Raw genomic sequence first — 15,713 nt, forward strand, 5'->3', positions numbered from 1 at the left:
GTTCATCAACCCATTCAGTTGCTTGCGGATGGGGCTCGGCAGCAAACATATCGCTGGTCAGCTCGTCCCGAAAGGGCACTTCGGCTTCTGCCTCATCCTCAGTTGCGGTTTCCTCCGCCAGTTCCGCTGACGGATACTGATGCCCCAAGCTTTCTGCCTGAGACAAAATCAGCGTTTGTTCGGCAACGCATGCCGTATCCTCGTCGTCATCAACTGGCTCACGCGGCATATGCGCTGCCACCGGACTCGGTTCAGCGTTGACCGCTACAGAAGTGTCGATGGAAGGGTTAGCATTGAGGTTATCGGCTGATTGAGGTAATGCTGGCACCGCTTGTACGGGTGTCATTTCCGCCGCCGTTAACACGGGTTTATCGGCATGAGTAGCCGTGCTTTGCCAGCGCTTTGGTGGCGTTTCAGGGACAAAAGCAACCGCCCGTAACAACGCCATCTCCAAGCCAGACTTAGGATCTGGCGCAAACGGCAGATCCTTGCGCCCTTGTAACAATAGCTGGTAATAAAGTTGAACCTGCTCAGCAGCAAGCTGCTCAGCAAATTCCTGAATTTGAGTGGCATATAATGACAGTTGTGCCGCCGCAGGAGCGAACTGTGTCAGCGTGATCTGGTGCAACAGTTCCAATAAGCTGCGCAGAACTTCATTGGCATCGGCCCCAAAGGCCAAAATACGGTCAGCTTCCTGTAACAAGGGGGCGATATCGGCTTGAACCAGTGCCTGTAGCAGAGAAATCACCTGCCGCTCATCAATTGCGCCCAGCATGGTCTGCACTTGTTGCAGTTTGATCTGCCCGGCACCAAAAGCAATCGCCTGATCGGTCAGGCTTAACGCATCACGCATACTGCCATTGGCAGCTTTGGCTAGCAATGCCAGTGCCGATGGTTCAAACGGTAAGGCTTCTTCAGTGACAATATGTTGTAACTGTTTGGCAATTTCGTCTTGGGTCAGACTCTTCAGATTGAATTGCAGACAACGCGATAACACAGTGACTGGCAATTTTTGCGGATCGGTCGTCGCCAGCAAAAACTTCACATGTTCTGGCGGTTCTTCCAAGGTTTTGAGCAGTGCGTTAAAACTGCTGCGTGACAGCATGTGCACTTCGTCAATCAGATAAACTTTAAAACGGCCACGGGTTGGACGATATTGCACATTGTCCAGCAGCTCTCGGGTGTCATCCACTTTGGTGCGGGACGCGGCATCCACTTCAATCAGATCAACAAACCGCCCCTGGGCGATTTCCTGACAGGCGCTGCATTTTCCGCAGGGAGTTGCGGTAATTCCCTGTTCGCAGTTAAGCCCCTTGGCAAACAGGCGCGCCAGACTGGTTTTCCCCACGCCGCGAGTACCGGTAAACAGATAGGCGTGATGCAGACGTTGCTGGCTTAAGGCGTTGGTCAGTGCGTGCAGTACATGAGACTGCCCAACCACCTGTTCAAAACTGGCAGGTCGCCACTTTCGGGCTAATACCTGATAGGACATGTAACTCCCCAGAATAGCTTTACATTCATTTTACGGGAGCAAGCTCCACGGATCGCCAAACAATAACATGTGCCAATCTGACATGCTACCCGGGCGATCCGGGACCGGGAACAAAAGAGATTATTCTCCTGCAAATTCACACAGTTTCAATACTTCTAACCCTTGTGACTGTAAGCGATTTTCACCACCAATATCCGGCAAGGAAATCACAAACGCCGCATGGCTGACTTCACCACCAAGACGGCGGATCAGTTTTACTGTGGCTTCAATAGTGCCACCGGTTGCGAGCAGATCATCAACCACCAGCACCTTGTCTTCAGGCACAATCGCATCAACGTGCATTTCCAGCGTATCGTGGCCATATTCCAATTCATAGGTTTCAGAAATGGTGGCGCGAGGCAATTTGCCAGGTTTACGCACAGGGACAAAACCCACACCTAATTCCAGCGCTAATGGCGCCCCAAACAGAAAACCGCGGGCTTCGGTGCCGACTACTTTGGTAAAACCAAAGTCTTTGTAGTGTTCAACAAAGGCACGGATAGTGGTCTGATAGGCAATTGGATCTTCCAGTAGACTGGTCACATCGCGAAACAGAATTCCGGCTTTCGGGTAGTCAGGAATAGTTTTAATGCTTTGCTTAATCAGCGCTAAGCTGTCGGGGTTAATAGCCATAGTTTCAGTACTTAATTTCCCGGAATATACCGGCTCATACAACAAAAAGTCCACACCAAGGTGGACCGCGTTTCTAAATCCGGCTAAAGCTTAAGCCCCTTTGTTGTCAGTTGCAACAGCGATTATCCGATTGTGTGTCGCATCGCAATATCACTTATTCAGCGCGATAGGCCGTGGCTTTTTCAGTCGCGGGAATAACCGGGAGTCGCCATAAAAAAATTATCAGTATCATACAGATAATTGCCAAAAGCAGTTTCAACCACCCCCAAGATACTAACCAGATACTCAAGCTAAAACTGGCGAGAGTCATCAGCAACGCCCGACGTTTTAACGGCAAACGCAACCCTCGCTGTTGATGCCAATCGTTCAATGCTTGAGCAAACCACGGATGTTGGTGTAGCCAATGGTGCAGTGCCGGGCTGGAACGGGCGAAACAAAACCCCGCCAACAGCACAAAAGGCACAGTTGGCAGCAGCGGTAACACAATTCCAGCCATTCCTAACAGCAGGCTGACAATCCCTAATCCCAGTAATACACTGCGTTTTATCATAGGCTTGCAATAACAATAATTCTCATTTGGTTGCTATCTTAACAACCCTCCGCGCCATAGCAAAGAATCGTGGCGAAGTGCCAATCCACCACATACGGAAACCCTTTCAGAAAGCCGCCACAATCAGGTAAAATGCGCGCCTTTATCTGTGTTGTGGAACAAGCCAACGTGAGAGTCATTCTGGCCCCGATGGAAGGGGTGGTCGATCATATGATGCGGGAACTGTTGTCCGCCATTAATCCCTACGATTTGATGGTGACAGAGTTTATCCGCGTGGTGGATCAATTATTACCAGAGAAAGTCTTTTTGCGGATGTGCCCAGAGCTGAATAATGCCGGGTTTACCCAAAGCGGCACCCCTGTGAGGGTTCAGCTACTGGGGCAGGAACCCGACTGGATGGCCGAGAATGCTATTCGCGCTATCCAGCTCGGCTCGCACGGTGTTGATGCCAACTTTGGTTGCCCCGCGAAAATGGTCAACCGTAGTAAAGGCGGCGCGGTATTACTGCAATACCCGGAACAAATCCATTGTATAGTGCAGGCCATGCGCCAAGCCGTCCCTGAAAAATACCCGGTCACCGCCAAAATCCGCCTGGGTTATGAAGACAAGAGCCTGTTCATGGAAAATGCCCTGGCAATTTATGAAGCTGGTGCCACTGAATTAGCCGTCCATGCCCGGAGTAAAGTGGATGGCTACCGCCCACCCGCCTACTGGGAATACATCGCCGAGATCCGCCAGCGGTTACCAATCCCTGTCATCGCCAACGGTGAGATCTGGAACCGCGAAGATGCGGTACGCTGTATGTCACAAACGGGGTGTGACAGCATCATGGTGGGACGCGGAGCCATCACCATGCCCAATTTGGCGGCACACATCAAAAATAATGATGCGCCCTATAGCTGGCAGCAAACGCTGGCGCTGCTGATGGAATATACCCGCCAACAACAGTGCCAACCCCGCAACGATTATTTTCCCGGTCGAATCAAACAATGGTTCAGTTATCTGAATCGGCAGTACGACCAAGCAGACACGCTATTTCGCGAACTGCGGCTACACAAAACCACTGATGCTGTCGTTGCCGTGTTAGCAAACGCCGCCTGAACACCACTCTTTGTTGTTGTAAACCTTGCTTTTGACCGACATCACGGGAAATCTCAAGCGGATTTGATCCGCATCATAGTTGACCAACCATTGCCAATTAGACTAATAGGCTCATAAGCAAGCAAAAGGCGGTATAGAGTGAGTGGTTCCCTGATCAGACAACGATTGTCTGCAATTGAGATGGATCTCAGAGTCGCAATCACAGAGCTTAACGCTGACTGGGCAGATTGGCCTGTAAGCAAGATCATTGATGCCATGGTGGATGCCGAGTTGTGTCATCATCCGCTGTACAATAGGCTCAATCGATTAGATGCGGCACAGTGTCAGTTAGATCTCGGGCTTTATGGCTTATGTGCCGATTGTGAAAATGAGATAGAAGCAGAACGCTTGGCTAAGGATCCAACAGAACAGCGATGCCAGCGCTGCTCGGAGCAATATGCCCATGAGCATCGTCAGGAATTGCGACTGAGTCATTAACCCACATGGTCATGACGTTCCCCAACAACCAAAAAGGCGCCCAAAGGCGCCTTTTATTTAGCTAACGTAGCAATTAACGAGTACGTGGGCAGATTTCGTCAGCGGCAAAGAAATAAGCGATTTCACGTTCAGCAGATGCCAGTGCATCTGAACCGTGAACGGCATTTTCATCGATGCTGTCAGCATAATCAGCACGCAGCGTACCGCGAGCAGCCTGCGCTGGGTTAGTAGCGCCCATGATTTCACGGTTTGCAGCTACTGCATTTTCGCCTTCCAGTACCTGAACCATGATAGGACCAGAAGTCATAAAGCTTACCAGTGCGCCAAAGAAAGGACGTTCGCTGTGTTCAGCGTAGAAACCTTCAGCCTGTTCTTTGGTCAGATGTACCATCTTGGCAGCGACGATTTTCAGACCAGCGCTTTCGAAACGGTTATAGATAGCACCAATGTGGTTTTTGGCAACGGCATCGGGCTTGATGATAGAAAAAGTACGTTCAATCGCCATGACTAGGATCCTTAATCAGCGAGTTTCAAAATTCGCGCGGATTATACGCAATAACTGTGACAAATCCTAATCCAATCTCACAAACCGCAAGGATTATGCGAGATGGCAACCAGGTTTACCCTGACTAAAGGTTAAAAATCGCAAAGGATGGCAAAAACCATCCTTTGTTGACGCCGGCTATTTACTTCTCATCCATCCAACATTGCAGAATGGCTTCAAGGATCTGCTCATTACACCGCTGTGGATCATCGTCAAAATCTTCCAGCGCTAAGATCCATTCATACAGGTCGGTAAACCGTACATTTTGTGGCTCTACCTCTGGATAGGCCTCGAGCAGTTCCAGCGCCACATCCAACGAGTCAACCCATTTCAAAGACATAGGTTCTCCTAAGTTGTCCATTCGCTATTGATAGTGTAGCGTTAACTGGACTATATCGTTGTTTATCATTGCGAAAATAAAGCCGGTCAGTGACCGGCTTTATCGTTATCAGCCTTCGCTGACCTGATTCACTGTATATTTGGGAATTTCTACCACCAAATCTTCGTCGGCTACCTTTGCCTGACAGGACAAGCGGCTTTCCGGTTCGAGCCCCCAAGCTTTATCCAGCATATCGTCTTCCAGATCATCGCTCGGTTCCAAGTTATTGAAGCCTTCCCGCACAATCACATGGCAAGTAGTACAAGCGCAGGACTTCTCGCAGGCATGTTCTATCTGGATACCATTGCGTAAAGCCGCATCCAGGATTGATTCTCCGGTCTTGGCTTCTACTACCGCACCATCGGGGCATAGCTCCTCGTTGGGCAAAAACACTATCTGAGGCATGATTTCACCTATATCTTGTCAACCGACTGACCTTTCAGTGCGGTCTTAATTGAATTATCCATCCTTCTGGCAGCAAAGTCCTGGGTGGCAGCATCCACTTTTTCAATGGCGGATTTAATCGCATCAGCATCGTCGCCGACAGCAGCGCTATCCAGTGCCGCAATGGTACTGTCAATCACGGCTCGCTCGGCGGCGGTCAATAAGTCACCGTCTTGCTGCAACGCTGAGTTTAATGACTCAATCACCCGCGCCGCCTCCACCCGTTGCTCGGTAAGCATGCGCAGTTCAATATCCGCCTTGGCATAGGTCATGGAATCTTTGATCATGCCAGCAATCTCATTCTCAGAAAGCCCGAATGAGGGTTTCACCTGAATACTGGACTGGATGCCAGTGGACTTCTCCATTGCAGTCACACTCAATAAGCCGTCGGCATCAACCTGGAATGTCACCCGAATATGCGCGGCCCCTGCCGCCATTGGCGGAATACCTTTAAGCGTAAACCGGGCAAGTGAGCGGCAATCGGCCACCAGTTCACGTTCGCCCTGTACCACATGAATCGCCATCGCGGTTTGGCCATCTTTGAAGGTGGTAAATTCCTGCGCTCTGGCAACGGGAATAGTCGTATTGCGCGGCACAACTTTTTCAACCAAGCCGCCCATGGTTTCAATCCCCAGTGACAACGGGATCACATCCAGTAACAACAGTTCGGAATCGGGTTTATTGCCGACTAAAATATCCGCCTGAATAGCAGCGCCGATAGCAACCACTCGGTCGGGATCAATGCTGGTCAGTGGCGGCTTACCAAAAAGTCACCAACCTGTTCACGCACCAATGGCACGCGAGTCGAGCCGCCGACCATGACGGTTTCGAGAACATCACTGGCATCAACCCCAGCATCGCGTAATGCTTTACGGCAACTACTGATGGTTTTACGAACCAATGACAAAATAAGCGCATCAAACTCGCTGCGCGAGATATCACACTGTAACGGCTGAGCCTCAACGGTTAATGTCGCCGTTACGCTATCAGCCTGACTCAGCGCTTCTTTCACACGCCGGGCTTCCATCAGCAACTGGCGTTCCTGTTGCCGATTAAGTTCGGTGAGCCCCAACCGTTGCCGCAGTGCTTCTGCTAGCAAATGATCAAAATCATCGCCGCCTAAACGCGAGTCACCACCGGTTGCCAGCACTTCAAATACGCCCCGATTCAGTCGCAGGATGGAGATGTCAAAGGTGCCACCACCGAGATCGTAAACAGCGATAACGCCTTCCTGACCAGAATCTAAACCATAAGCGATTGCCGCGGCTGTCGGTTCATTTAACAGCCGTAATACTTTGACGCCCAACAAACTGGCAGCGTCTTTGGTCCCTTGGCGTTGAGCATCATCAAAATAGGCTGGGACGGTAATCACCACCCCTTCTAGCTCGCCACCTAAGGTTGCCTCTGCCCGCGCGATTAAGGGCCGCAAAATCTCTGCTGACACCTGAATCGGATTAACTTTACCGGCGCTGGTCACAAATACCGGTAAGCCATTGTCGCTGGCTTCAAAATGATAGGGAAACGCTGCTCGCCTTGCTGCACATCGGCTAGTGAACGTCCCATAAAACGCTTGACCGAAACAATGGTATTTTCAGGATCTAGCGCAGAATTAGTCAGGGCTTGCTCGCCAACCGTCAGGCCGTCAGCGCCATAATGCACCACCGATGGCAGCGCGTGTCGGCCGACTTCATCAGGTAATGTGGTTGCCTGACCACTGCGCACTGACGCCACCAGCGAATTCGTGGTTCCCAGGTCAATACCAGCGGCCAGCTTGTGTTGATGAGGAGCGGCCATCTGGCCGGGTTCAGCAATCTGCAAAAGTGCCATAATGTTCCATTCTAGGTTAAAAAATTGGCCCAATCAGATTGAGCCAATTCATTGTGCTTCACGCCAGAAAACTCGCAATGGACTTAGTCGTATAAAGCGTCCTGAATGCGCGTCAACTCATCTTGCAATTTTGCCATGAATTTAAGTTTTCTGACCTGATCAGCAGCTAAAATTGCTGCTGTTGTCTGTTCATCTGCCAATTGTTGACGCAGGTTTTCCTGTAGCTGTTGCCGGTACTGTTTGAATTCAGTTTCCAATGCCGCAATATCCGCTTCAATATTGTCACTGCCACGCAGTTCTGCCAATGCTTCGCGCCACTCCAACTGCTGCATCAAAAAGCTGCTGTCTTTCATGGTGGTGGATTCATTATCAATATCGATGCCACGCAGCAATAGCATATGCTCAGCACGACGGATAGGATCCTTCAGTGTCTGATAGGCATCATTGACTTGGGCCGTTTTCGATATTGCTAACAGTTTCTGTTGCTCACCGGCGTTAGCGAATTTATCTGGGTGTACCGCCTTTTGCAGTTCCCGATAACGATTCGCTAACTCAGCAACATCAATATCAAAACGTTGAGGGATTTCAAACAGCTCAAAATAGTTCATCAGCGTACTACGGTTGCGGTCTGCTTAAACAGTAAAGCTCTCGCCACAACCACACTCCCCTTTGGCATTTGGGTTATTGAACTTAAAACCTTCGTTAAGACCTTCCTTGACAAAATCCAGCTCAATCCCCTGCAGGTAAATCAGACTTTTGGCATCAACAATAATGTTGACGCCATCGATCTCAAATACCTCATCGTCTTCGTTAAGCTCATCAACGAATTCCAAGACATAAGCCATACCACTGCAGCCGGAGGTCTTTAAGCCCAAACGCAGGCCAACCCCTTTTCCACGGTTTTGCAGAAAAGTACGTACTCTATCCGCCGCTGCAGGCGTCATTGATATTGCAGCCATGTCAACTCCCGGCATTACTTCTGTTGCTTGGATTTGTATTCTTCCAACGCCGCCTTGATGGCGTCTTCTGCCAGGATTGAACAGTGGATCTTCACCGGAGGTAATGCCAGCTCTTCAGCAATGTCAGTATTCTTGATTGCGGCGGCTTCCTCTACAGACTTGCCTTTCACCCATTCGGTGACCAGCGAGCTAGAGGCAATCGCGCTACCACAGCCATAAGTTTTGAACTTGGCATCTTCAATAATGCCGTTGTCATTGATCTTCAGCTGCAGCTTCATCACATCGCCGCATGCAGGAGCCCCGACCATCCCGGTCACAACGGAAGGATCATTCTTATCGAACGTACCAACGTTGCGAGGGTTTTCGTAGTGGTCAATTACTTTTTCACTGTAAGCCATATTACCGCTCCAAATTCATCTGTCTGCTGGGAAAATTAGTGGGCTGCCCACTTCACCTGATTGAGGTCTACCCCATCCTTGAACATCTCCCACAAAGGAGACATCTCCTCAGCTTGCCGATAGAACTCTTGATAGTTTCTATCGCGTAATCAATCTCTTCTTCTGTGGTGTAACGGCCGATGGTGAAGCGGATTGAGCTGTGTGCCATTTCATCGTTCAGTCCTAGCGCCCGCAGCACATAGCTGGGTTCCAGACTGGCAGAGGTACAAGCAGAACCAGAAGATACCGCCAGGTCTTTCAGCGCCATCATCAGTGATTCACCTTCAACATAAGCAAAGCTGACATTCAGGCTGCCACAGAAGCGGTGTTCCATATCACCATTGACATAAGTTTCTTCGATATCTTTAATGCCATTCCACAGCTTGTCACGCAGATAACGGATACGTTGGTTATCAGATTCCATTTCTGCTTTAGCAATCGCCGCCGCTTCACCCAAGCCAACAATCTGATGTGTAGGCAAGGTACCGCTACGCATGCCGCGTTCATGACCACCACCGTGCATCTGGGCTTCCAGACGGATACGTGGTTTACGCCGAACATACAGGGCACCAATCCCTTTAGGACCATACATTTTGTGGCCGGAGATGGAGATCAGGTCAACCTTGGTCTGCTGCACATCCAGAGGCAGTTTACCTGCACCTTGGGCAGCATCAACGTGAAACACAATGCCTTTGCTGCGACACAGTTCACCGATAGCATCAATGTCCTGCACCACACCAATTTCGTTATTAACGTACATGATGCTGACCAGAATGGTGTCATCCCGCATCGCGGCTTCAATACGTTCCAGGGGGATCAGGCCGTTGCTGTCAGGATCGAGGTAAGTGACCTCAAAACCGTCACGTTCGAGATGACGGCAAGTATCCAATATGGCTTTGTGCTCGGTCTTGCTGGTAATAATGTGTTTGCCTTTTTTCTGGTAAAAATAGGCCACACCTTTAAGTGCCAGATTGTCAGACTCAGTTGCACCAGAGGTAAATACAATTTCACGGGGATCGGCATTAATCAGATCCGCAACCTGATTACGGGCGATGTCTACCGCCTCTTCAGCCTGCCAACCGTAACGGTGAGAACGGGATGCGGGGTTACCGAATACGCCGTCCATAGTCATGTACTGTGCCATTTTTGTAGCAACCCGAGGGTCAACTGGGGTTGTTGCGGCATAATCCAAATAAATAGGAAGCTTCATTACACACTCCGTACTGCGCAGTCTCTGTTGAGGCTACATACAACGTACAATTATCATTATTTATGGTTTACACAGAGTTGGCCTTAGGCACTGATCCTCTGTTGTTCCTGATGCATCTGATCCTGCTTAACGGAGATATACTGCACATCGCGTTTCTGCATCAACGCCGCAAGACTGATACCATTTAAAAAATCAGAAATCTGTTTACTCAAATCTCCCCAAAGAGAATGAGTCAAACAACGGGTGCCACTTTGGCAGTTAGACTGCCCTTGGCAGCGAGTAGCATCTACCGATTCATCTACGGCATTGACTACCATACCCACTGAAATATCGGTAGCTTCCCGTCCAAGACGATAACCACCACCTGGGCCGCGAACACTGGCTACCAGCCCCTGTTTTCTCAGTTTGGCAAAAAGTTGTTCAAGGTAAGATAAAGAAATGCCCTGCCGCTCAGAGATATCTGCGAGAGGTACAGGTCCCTGAGCCGAGTGGATGGCAACATCCAGCATTGCAGTGACCGCGTAACGACCTTTAGATGTCAGTTTCATTAATACACCACAGCTCTTGATTGGAGATGTCTGGATTTCATCATACCCTAGTATTTTAGTCAACTATAAATCCAACTTTAACGCTAGGATGATGGCCCAATTTCTTGACGAATACCCTGACGGCTTGGTCGGATATTTAACATTTTTAGCCGCCAGGATTCAATGCTGTGAGTTCACATTTAGCTATAAAAGTCAGATTTCTGGGTCAAAAGCATCAAGTGCTTGCTGGCGCTTCTCTGCGGCGGCAAGTTCTGCTTCGCAAAAATCCCCAACATCCAGTTGTGGCAATCTTTCGGTACAGACCGCGCCGCCCATGCCCTGAATGGCTTGGCATAGTTCCGCAACTTTGGAGTCCATCAAATGCATATGATCCAGCATCTGACCAATCGCGTTAGCGACCGGATCTGGATTATCGGGGGATACCGCATAAGCATCGAATCCATACTTCTTCGCCATGGCATTGCGACGTTCGCTCTTCTCTTTCGACTGCACAGTGGCAACGGTCACAGCTCGACCAGGAATACCAACCACTGTGGTATCTTTCGGTACATCTTTGACCACAACAGAGTTTGACCCCACCCGCGCACCATCGTGCATGGTGATAGGCCCAAGCACCTTAGCGCCGGCACCGATAACCACATTGTTGCCCAATGTTGGATGGCGTTTCCCCGCTTTCCAAGTGGTTCCACCTAATGTAACACCATGATAAAGCGTGCAATCATCACCAATTTCGGCCGTTTCACCAATCACCACGCCCATTCCATGGTCAATAAAGAAACGGCGGCCAATCACCGCCCCTGGATGAATTTCCACCCCGGTAGCCCACCGCGCAAACGTGGATAAGCAACGTGCCAGAAAATAAAATTTAGCCATCCACAACTTGTGACTGACACGATGCATCCAAATGGCATGCATGCCTGGGTAATTGAGCAGGATTTCCAGCGCACTACGCGCGGCAGGATCCCGATGATAGATGGACTGAATATCCTCTCTAATTCTTGATATCACACCCATTTGTGTTCCTCGGCTACTCTTTATTGCCTGGTTTATCGACTATTTTCTTTTCAATCGAGGTCAGGATCCCACGTAAAATGTTGAGTTCCTGAGTTTCGATTTGCGCCTTAGTAAACAACCGCCGCAGTTTTTGCATCACCTGCCCGGGATGATTTTTGATGATAAATCCGGTTTTCTGCAATGTGCGCTGCAGATGTTCATAAAAACGCTCATGATCTTCAGCAGACGGGTATTCCATAGGCTCGGCTGTTTGGGGCTGCACTTGCTGCAAATGTGCCATACGCGTTTCATAACACACAATTTGTACCGCCTGCGCCAGATTCAACGAGCTGTATTCTGGATTGGCCGGAATGAACAGATGATAATTACATTTTTGCAATTCTTCATTACTCAACCCATTGCGTTCACGGCCAAACACCATAGCAACCGAGCCATGTTGGCTTTGCAGCGCCAGTTTTTCAGCGGCTTCCCGAGGCTCCAACACCGGCCATTCTAAAGTGCGGCTACGAGCGCTAGTCGCAACAACTAGGCCACAGTCGTGGATAGCCTCATCCAGAGTATCCACTTTAACTAACGTTTTAAGAATATCAGACGCCCCGGCCGCCAAAGCGATGGACTGTCCGTCTGGCTCTACCTGAGGATCCACCAGATAAAGGGAAGATAATCCCATAGTTTTCATGGCCCTGGCGACGGATCCGATATTTCCCGGATGCGTGGTCCCCACCAACACCACACGAATATTGCTGAGCATGAAGATAACTGTCGAATCAAAAAAACAGGTGGCGGATATTACCATACCCACCAATTTTTTAAGACAGAAAAATCGGCAGTTGCCATCTTAATTAGGCAGGGTATAATGCCGCGGTTATTTTTCGTTCTTTTACATCCAGGGGATTGCAATGCATCCGATGCTCACTATTGGTGTGCGCGCCGCACGTGCCGCAGGCCAAGTTATTATGCGTGGTTTTTCTGAGTTAGACCGGGTTCAGGTCGACGCCAAAGGTCTGAATGATTTTGTGTCTAATATCGATAAAGAAGCCGAAGCGGCGATTGTTTATCAGATCCGTAAGTCTTATCCAGATCATACTATTATTGGTGAAGAAAACGGCGAAAACCGCGGTGAGAATCAAGATTACATGTGGATTGTAGACCCGCTGGATGGCACCAATAACTTTGTTAAAGGCCTGCCCCATTTCTCAGTATCCATCGCATTGCAACACAAAGGCAAAACCGAAGTTGCCGTGGTTTATGACCCAATACGTGATGAACTGTTTACGGCAGTTCGCGGCCAAGGTGCCAAGCTGAACGACTTCCGCCTACGTGTTAACAACCCTGTTGATTTAAGCCATAGCCTAGTGGCAACCGGCTTCCCATTTAAAGCACGCCAACATACCGAAACTTATCTGAAGCTGTTTGCAGAAACCTTCACCATTTGTGCCGACATCCGCCGTGCAGGTTCAGCAGCACTGGATCTGTGTTATGTAGCGGCTGGTCGCGTTGATGCCTTTTTGAAATTGGTCTCAAACCTTGGGATATTGCCGCAGGCGATCTGATTGTGCGTGAAGCGGGTGGTACCGTTACCGATCTTTCTGGTGGCTACAAATACCTGACCTCTGGCCATGTTGTTGCTGGTGGCCCAAAAACCACCTCATTGTTGGTAAAAAGTTTCCGACCACTGCTGAGCGAAGCCCTCAAGTAAGCGATGGTTGATGACCAGAAAAACCGCCGCTTGGCGGTTTTTTTATTTGCCGTTGCCCCCATTAGCATTACAAATATTTAACCATATGAAAATTTGTGAGACACATCACGCACTTTTCCATGCCCAGCGACACCGCTTTTGTCGATAATAACCCCATTATCTTTTGTTGGAGTTTTCATGGAATTATATCGGAAGTATGGCTCCAGAAGTCTAAAGGCCGTCGAGCATTTGGTACTGATATTAATTGCCTTTGCTACCATAGTGGCGATTGGTCAAGAAGTCTTTCACCTGATTGATATGCGCTCAGTGGAGCTGGCGGATCTGCTGTTACTCTTTATCTATTTGGAAGTGCTGGCGATGGTAGCCAATTATGCCGAATCGGGTAAATTACCCGTGCGAATGCCGCTCTATATCGCGATTGTCGCACTGGCACGGTATCTGATATTGGATATGAAAGCGATGGAAGACTGGCGGGTGCTAGCCGTGTCGCTGTCAACACTGGTACTGGCGAGCACGGTTGTGGTGATCCGCTGGGGGCAAATCAAAATGCCTTATCCGAAGAATCAGGATTACGATAACTAACATTCAGCCCGGTCACTTGCCGGGCTTTTTGATCTTACTAATGTTTATCTATTAGGTAGTTGGTGAAAATCTGTTCTGTGCTATGTTTAACGAGCTGAGTCATTTGACGAGATGATGGGAACCAATTATGGGTGATGATAACGTTGAAAGCTTTAAAGAAAGGCGAGCATCGCTAAGGGTTGATCTCGAAGCAGAAGAGATCCGCATTAACTGGCAGGACAAAGAAGAAAAACCGCATAGCGACACAGCTATCTGCATTGATTTATCTCGCAAAGGTCTACTACTTGAATACCGTCAACCATTTATCACTGGCACCTTGCTTGAGGTGACCTTTAACAGTGGTAGCGATGCCCAGAACATAGTCAAAGGGCAAGTATGTCGTTGTACTGAGAGCCAAACCGGCTACCGCATCGCGCTGCAATTATTTTAGTCAGCGTACGATTTTTACCGACTGTTCTATACTTTAGCGACTAAGTATCTAATGCTCTGGGAGAAAATCTATGATACTGCTTGTTGGCGGCGAAAAAGGTGGCAGCGGCAAAAGCTGCCTTGCGCAAAATCTTGCGGTACACATTACCCAGAAGTTCAACGCCAACGTGTTGATGGTCGATTGTGACCCACAAAGAACCACATCTGATTGGATCCAAGCCCGTAATAACGATACCTCACTGCCCGCGATTAACTGCATTCAGCTATATGGCAAAATACGTAACGACCTGCTGAGCCTTGATGAACGTTTTGATTACGTGATCGTCGATTGCGGTGGGCAAGACAATCTAGCGATGCGGGCGGCGATGTCGGTAGCAACCTATGTCGTGATCCCGCTGCGGCCCAAACGTCGCGATTTAAAAACGCTGCCCCATATGGAAGACATGCTGAGTACCTGTAAAATGGTCAATCCCAAAATGGTCGCGACTATCGTGCTGACACAATGCCCAGCACTGCCCACTCAGGGCAAACGTATTCTTGAGGCAAAGGAGGTGGTGACCTCTTTCGGACTGCGGGTGCTCAATGCGGTAACTTTTAGTCGCAACATATACGACGACAGTGAGGAAAAAGGCTCGTCGGTCATCGAATTAGAGCCGGATGGCAAAGCAGCGGAAGAGATCCGCGCAATTGCGGATGAACTGCTGGCCATTCCGCCGGAAAACTCTTATGAGCTTAACTGATTTAAAACGTAAGCAACAAAAACAGAAACCTAAACATGTGTCTATCGAAGATTTTATCGAAGATGCTACCAATTATGCTGCGGGCAAACCCAGCCGTTTGCAGCAAGGTGCTCGGCAAAAAATCCGCCTCACATACCTTTCGCCATGCCACTTTTAGCCTCAGTGAAGCCAGTATTCGGCAACTTGATGACGTCGCCCAATCCACCGGAATAGCCAAATCCCGGCTGCTCAGGATGTTCATCCACTATTATTGCGATCTGTCGGACGACGAACAGCAGGCACTCTTGACCCAAGTGCAGGATCTGCCGCCATCATCCGAGCAGTGACAATTTATTCAATGATTGCAGATCAGGCTGGCATCCGTGGTAATGCCTTGGCTGCGATCAATAAATTTACCTTTCAGTGCCAGAAAGTGGATCAATGCTTCGGCGTCCATATCACTGGCACTACAGGTATGGAAACGAGCATTGGCCCCAAAACGCTGTGACATCTGTAACAGCAACTCGCTTTTACTTAATCCTTGAGGATATTCCAGCAACAGTTGCAGCACTTCATGACCATGAACTGAGTCACTCATTATTTACTCCATAAAACGCATTAAAAATATAG

General features: G+C 49.2%; 17 protein-coding genes and 5 pseudogenes. 7 read left to right on the forward strand and 15 right to left on the reverse strand.

Translation table 11 applies throughout. The features are described 5' to 3' along the window. Positions 1-22 precede the first annotated feature (22 nt). The 3 genes and pseudogenes from dnaX to KHX94_RS02030 all read right to left on the reverse strand — a co-directional run. Positions 23-1,492: pseudogene (gene dnaX / locus KHX94_RS02020) on the reverse strand (DNA polymerase III subunit gamma/tau); the annotation flags it as partial. A 120-nt stretch (positions 1,493-1,612) separates the two neighbouring features. After that, entirely contained in the window at positions 1,613-2,164 is a 552-nt protein-coding gene (apt, locus tag KHX94_RS02025) for an adenine phosphoribosyltransferase (protein ID WP_213682183.1), read from the reverse strand. A gap of 154 nt (positions 2,165-2,318) precedes the next feature. Beyond that, positions 2,319-2,714, reverse strand: a complete 396-nt coding sequence (locus tag KHX94_RS02030; RefSeq protein WP_213682184.1) for a YbaN family protein — start codon at positions 2,712-2,714, stop codon at positions 2,319-2,321. A 168-nt stretch (positions 2,715-2,882) separates the two neighbouring features. On the opposite strand from KHX94_RS02030, the gene dusC reads away from it, so the two are divergent. Both dusC and KHX94_RS02040 read left to right on the forward strand, forming a co-directional pair. Then, the gene (gene dusC / locus KHX94_RS02035; RefSeq protein ID WP_213683296.1) at positions 2,883-3,815 is read left to right on the forward strand and encodes a tRNA dihydrouridine(16) synthase DusC; all 933 of its coding nucleotides are present in this window, start codon (positions 2,883-2,885) and stop codon (positions 3,813-3,815) included. Positions 3,816-3,953: 138 nt separating this feature from the next. Next, entirely contained in the window at positions 3,954-4,292 is a 339-nt protein-coding gene (locus KHX94_RS02040) for a TraR/DksA family transcriptional regulator (RefSeq protein ID WP_213682185.1), read from the forward strand. 73 nt (positions 4,293-4,365) lie between these two features. On the opposite strand, the gene ndk is transcribed toward KHX94_RS02040, so the two are convergent. The 11 genes and pseudogenes from ndk to trmJ all read right to left on the reverse strand — a co-directional run bounded on the left by ndk (position 4,366) and on the right by trmJ (position 12,405). Next, positions 4,366-4,797 carry a nucleoside-diphosphate kinase gene (gene ndk / locus KHX94_RS02045; RefSeq protein WP_133038686.1) on the reverse strand — a complete coding sequence of 144 codons (432 nt, stop codon included), beginning with the start codon at positions 4,795-4,797 and terminating at the stop codon, positions 4,366-4,368. Positions 4,798-4,978: 181 nt separating this feature from the next. Further along, the gene (iscX, locus tag KHX94_RS02050; protein WP_213682186.1) at positions 4,979-5,176 is read right to left on the reverse strand and encodes a Fe-S cluster assembly protein IscX; all 198 of its coding nucleotides are present in this window, start codon (positions 5,174-5,176) and stop codon (positions 4,979-4,981) included. 108 nt (positions 5,177-5,284) lie between these two features. Then, complete coding sequence (fdx, locus tag KHX94_RS02055; RefSeq protein WP_212596032.1) at positions 5,285-5,620, reverse strand: ISC system 2Fe-2S type ferredoxin; 336 nt, start codon at positions 5,618-5,620, stop codon at positions 5,285-5,287. A gap of 8 nt (positions 5,621-5,628) precedes the next feature. Continuing rightward, a pseudogene (gene hscA / locus KHX94_RS02060) lies at positions 5,629-7,486 on the reverse strand (Fe-S protein assembly chaperone HscA). An 83-nt stretch (positions 7,487-7,569) separates the two neighbouring features. Next, entirely contained in the window at positions 7,570-8,094 is a 525-nt protein-coding gene (gene hscB, locus KHX94_RS02065; protein WP_213682187.1) for a co-chaperone HscB, read from the reverse strand. Between the two features lie 24 nt (positions 8,095-8,118). Then, positions 8,119-8,445, reverse strand: coding sequence for an iron-sulfur cluster assembly protein IscA (gene iscA / locus KHX94_RS02070; RefSeq protein ID WP_244859286.1), 327 nt, complete (start codon positions 8,443-8,445; stop codon positions 8,119-8,121). Positions 8,446-8,459: 14 nt separating this feature from the next. Beyond that, positions 8,460-8,843: a Fe-S cluster assembly scaffold IscU gene (gene iscU, locus KHX94_RS02075; RefSeq protein ID WP_133038681.1), complete on the reverse strand. Its 384-nt coding sequence runs from the start codon at positions 8,841-8,843 to the stop codon at positions 8,460-8,462. Positions 8,844-8,878: 35 nt separating this feature from the next. Next, positions 8,879-10,092 (reverse strand): annotated as a pseudogene (locus tag KHX94_RS02080) (IscS subfamily cysteine desulfurase). Between the two features lie 83 nt (positions 10,093-10,175). Further along, positions 10,176-10,640 carry a Fe-S cluster assembly transcriptional regulator IscR gene (gene iscR, locus KHX94_RS02085; protein ID WP_213682188.1) on the reverse strand — a complete coding sequence of 155 codons (465 nt, stop codon included), beginning with the start codon at positions 10,638-10,640 and terminating at the stop codon, positions 10,176-10,178. Positions 10,641-10,832: 192 nt separating this feature from the next. Then, on the reverse strand, positions 10,833-11,654 hold the full coding sequence (gene cysE / locus KHX94_RS02090; protein WP_213682189.1) for a serine O-acetyltransferase: 822 nt from the start codon (positions 11,652-11,654) through the stop codon (positions 10,833-10,835). A gap of 13 nt (positions 11,655-11,667) precedes the next feature. Continuing rightward, entirely contained in the window at positions 11,668-12,405 is a 738-nt protein-coding gene (trmJ, locus tag KHX94_RS02095) for a tRNA (cytosine(32)/uridine(32)-2'-O)-methyltransferase TrmJ (RefSeq protein WP_213683298.1), read from the reverse strand. A 148-nt stretch (positions 12,406-12,553) separates the two neighbouring features. Here trmJ and suhB point away from each other — a divergent pair. From suhB to KHX94_RS02120, 5 genes and pseudogenes are all read left to right on the forward strand, one after another. Then, positions 12,554-13,353: pseudogene (gene suhB / locus KHX94_RS02100) on the forward strand (inositol-1-monophosphatase). Between the two features lie 177 nt (positions 13,354-13,530). Further along, complete coding sequence (locus KHX94_RS02105; protein WP_213682190.1) at positions 13,531-13,935, forward strand: phosphate-starvation-inducible protein PsiE; 405 nt, start codon at positions 13,531-13,533, stop codon at positions 13,933-13,935. A gap of 127 nt (positions 13,936-14,062) precedes the next feature. Then, a complete protein-coding gene (locus KHX94_RS02110; RefSeq protein WP_213682191.1) occupies positions 14,063-14,365 on the forward strand; it encodes a PilZ domain-containing protein in 303 nt (100 codons plus the stop codon). 70 nt (positions 14,366-14,435) lie between these two features. Continuing rightward, positions 14,436-15,104: an AAA family ATPase gene (locus tag KHX94_RS02115; protein WP_213682192.1), complete on the forward strand. Its 669-nt coding sequence runs from the start codon at positions 14,436-14,438 to the stop codon at positions 15,102-15,104. Then, positions 15,091-15,430: pseudogene (locus KHX94_RS02120) on the forward strand (replication protein RepA). The gene KHX94_RS02115 and the pseudogene KHX94_RS02120 overlap by 14 nt, the downstream one beginning before the upstream one ends. 8 nt (positions 15,431-15,438) lie before the next feature. Here KHX94_RS02120 and KHX94_RS02125 read toward each other — a convergent pair. Continuing rightward, positions 15,439-15,681 (reverse strand): YecH family metal-binding protein, encoded by a 243-nt coding sequence (locus KHX94_RS02125; RefSeq protein ID WP_213682193.1) that lies wholly within the window; start codon positions 15,679-15,681, stop codon positions 15,439-15,441. Between the last annotated feature and the right edge of the window lie 32 nt (positions 15,682-15,713).

Origin of the sequence: Shewanella dokdonensis (assembly GCF_018394335.1) — a bacterium.
Classification (GTDB): domain Bacteria; phylum Pseudomonadota; class Gammaproteobacteria; order Enterobacterales; family Shewanellaceae; genus Shewanella; species Shewanella dokdonensis.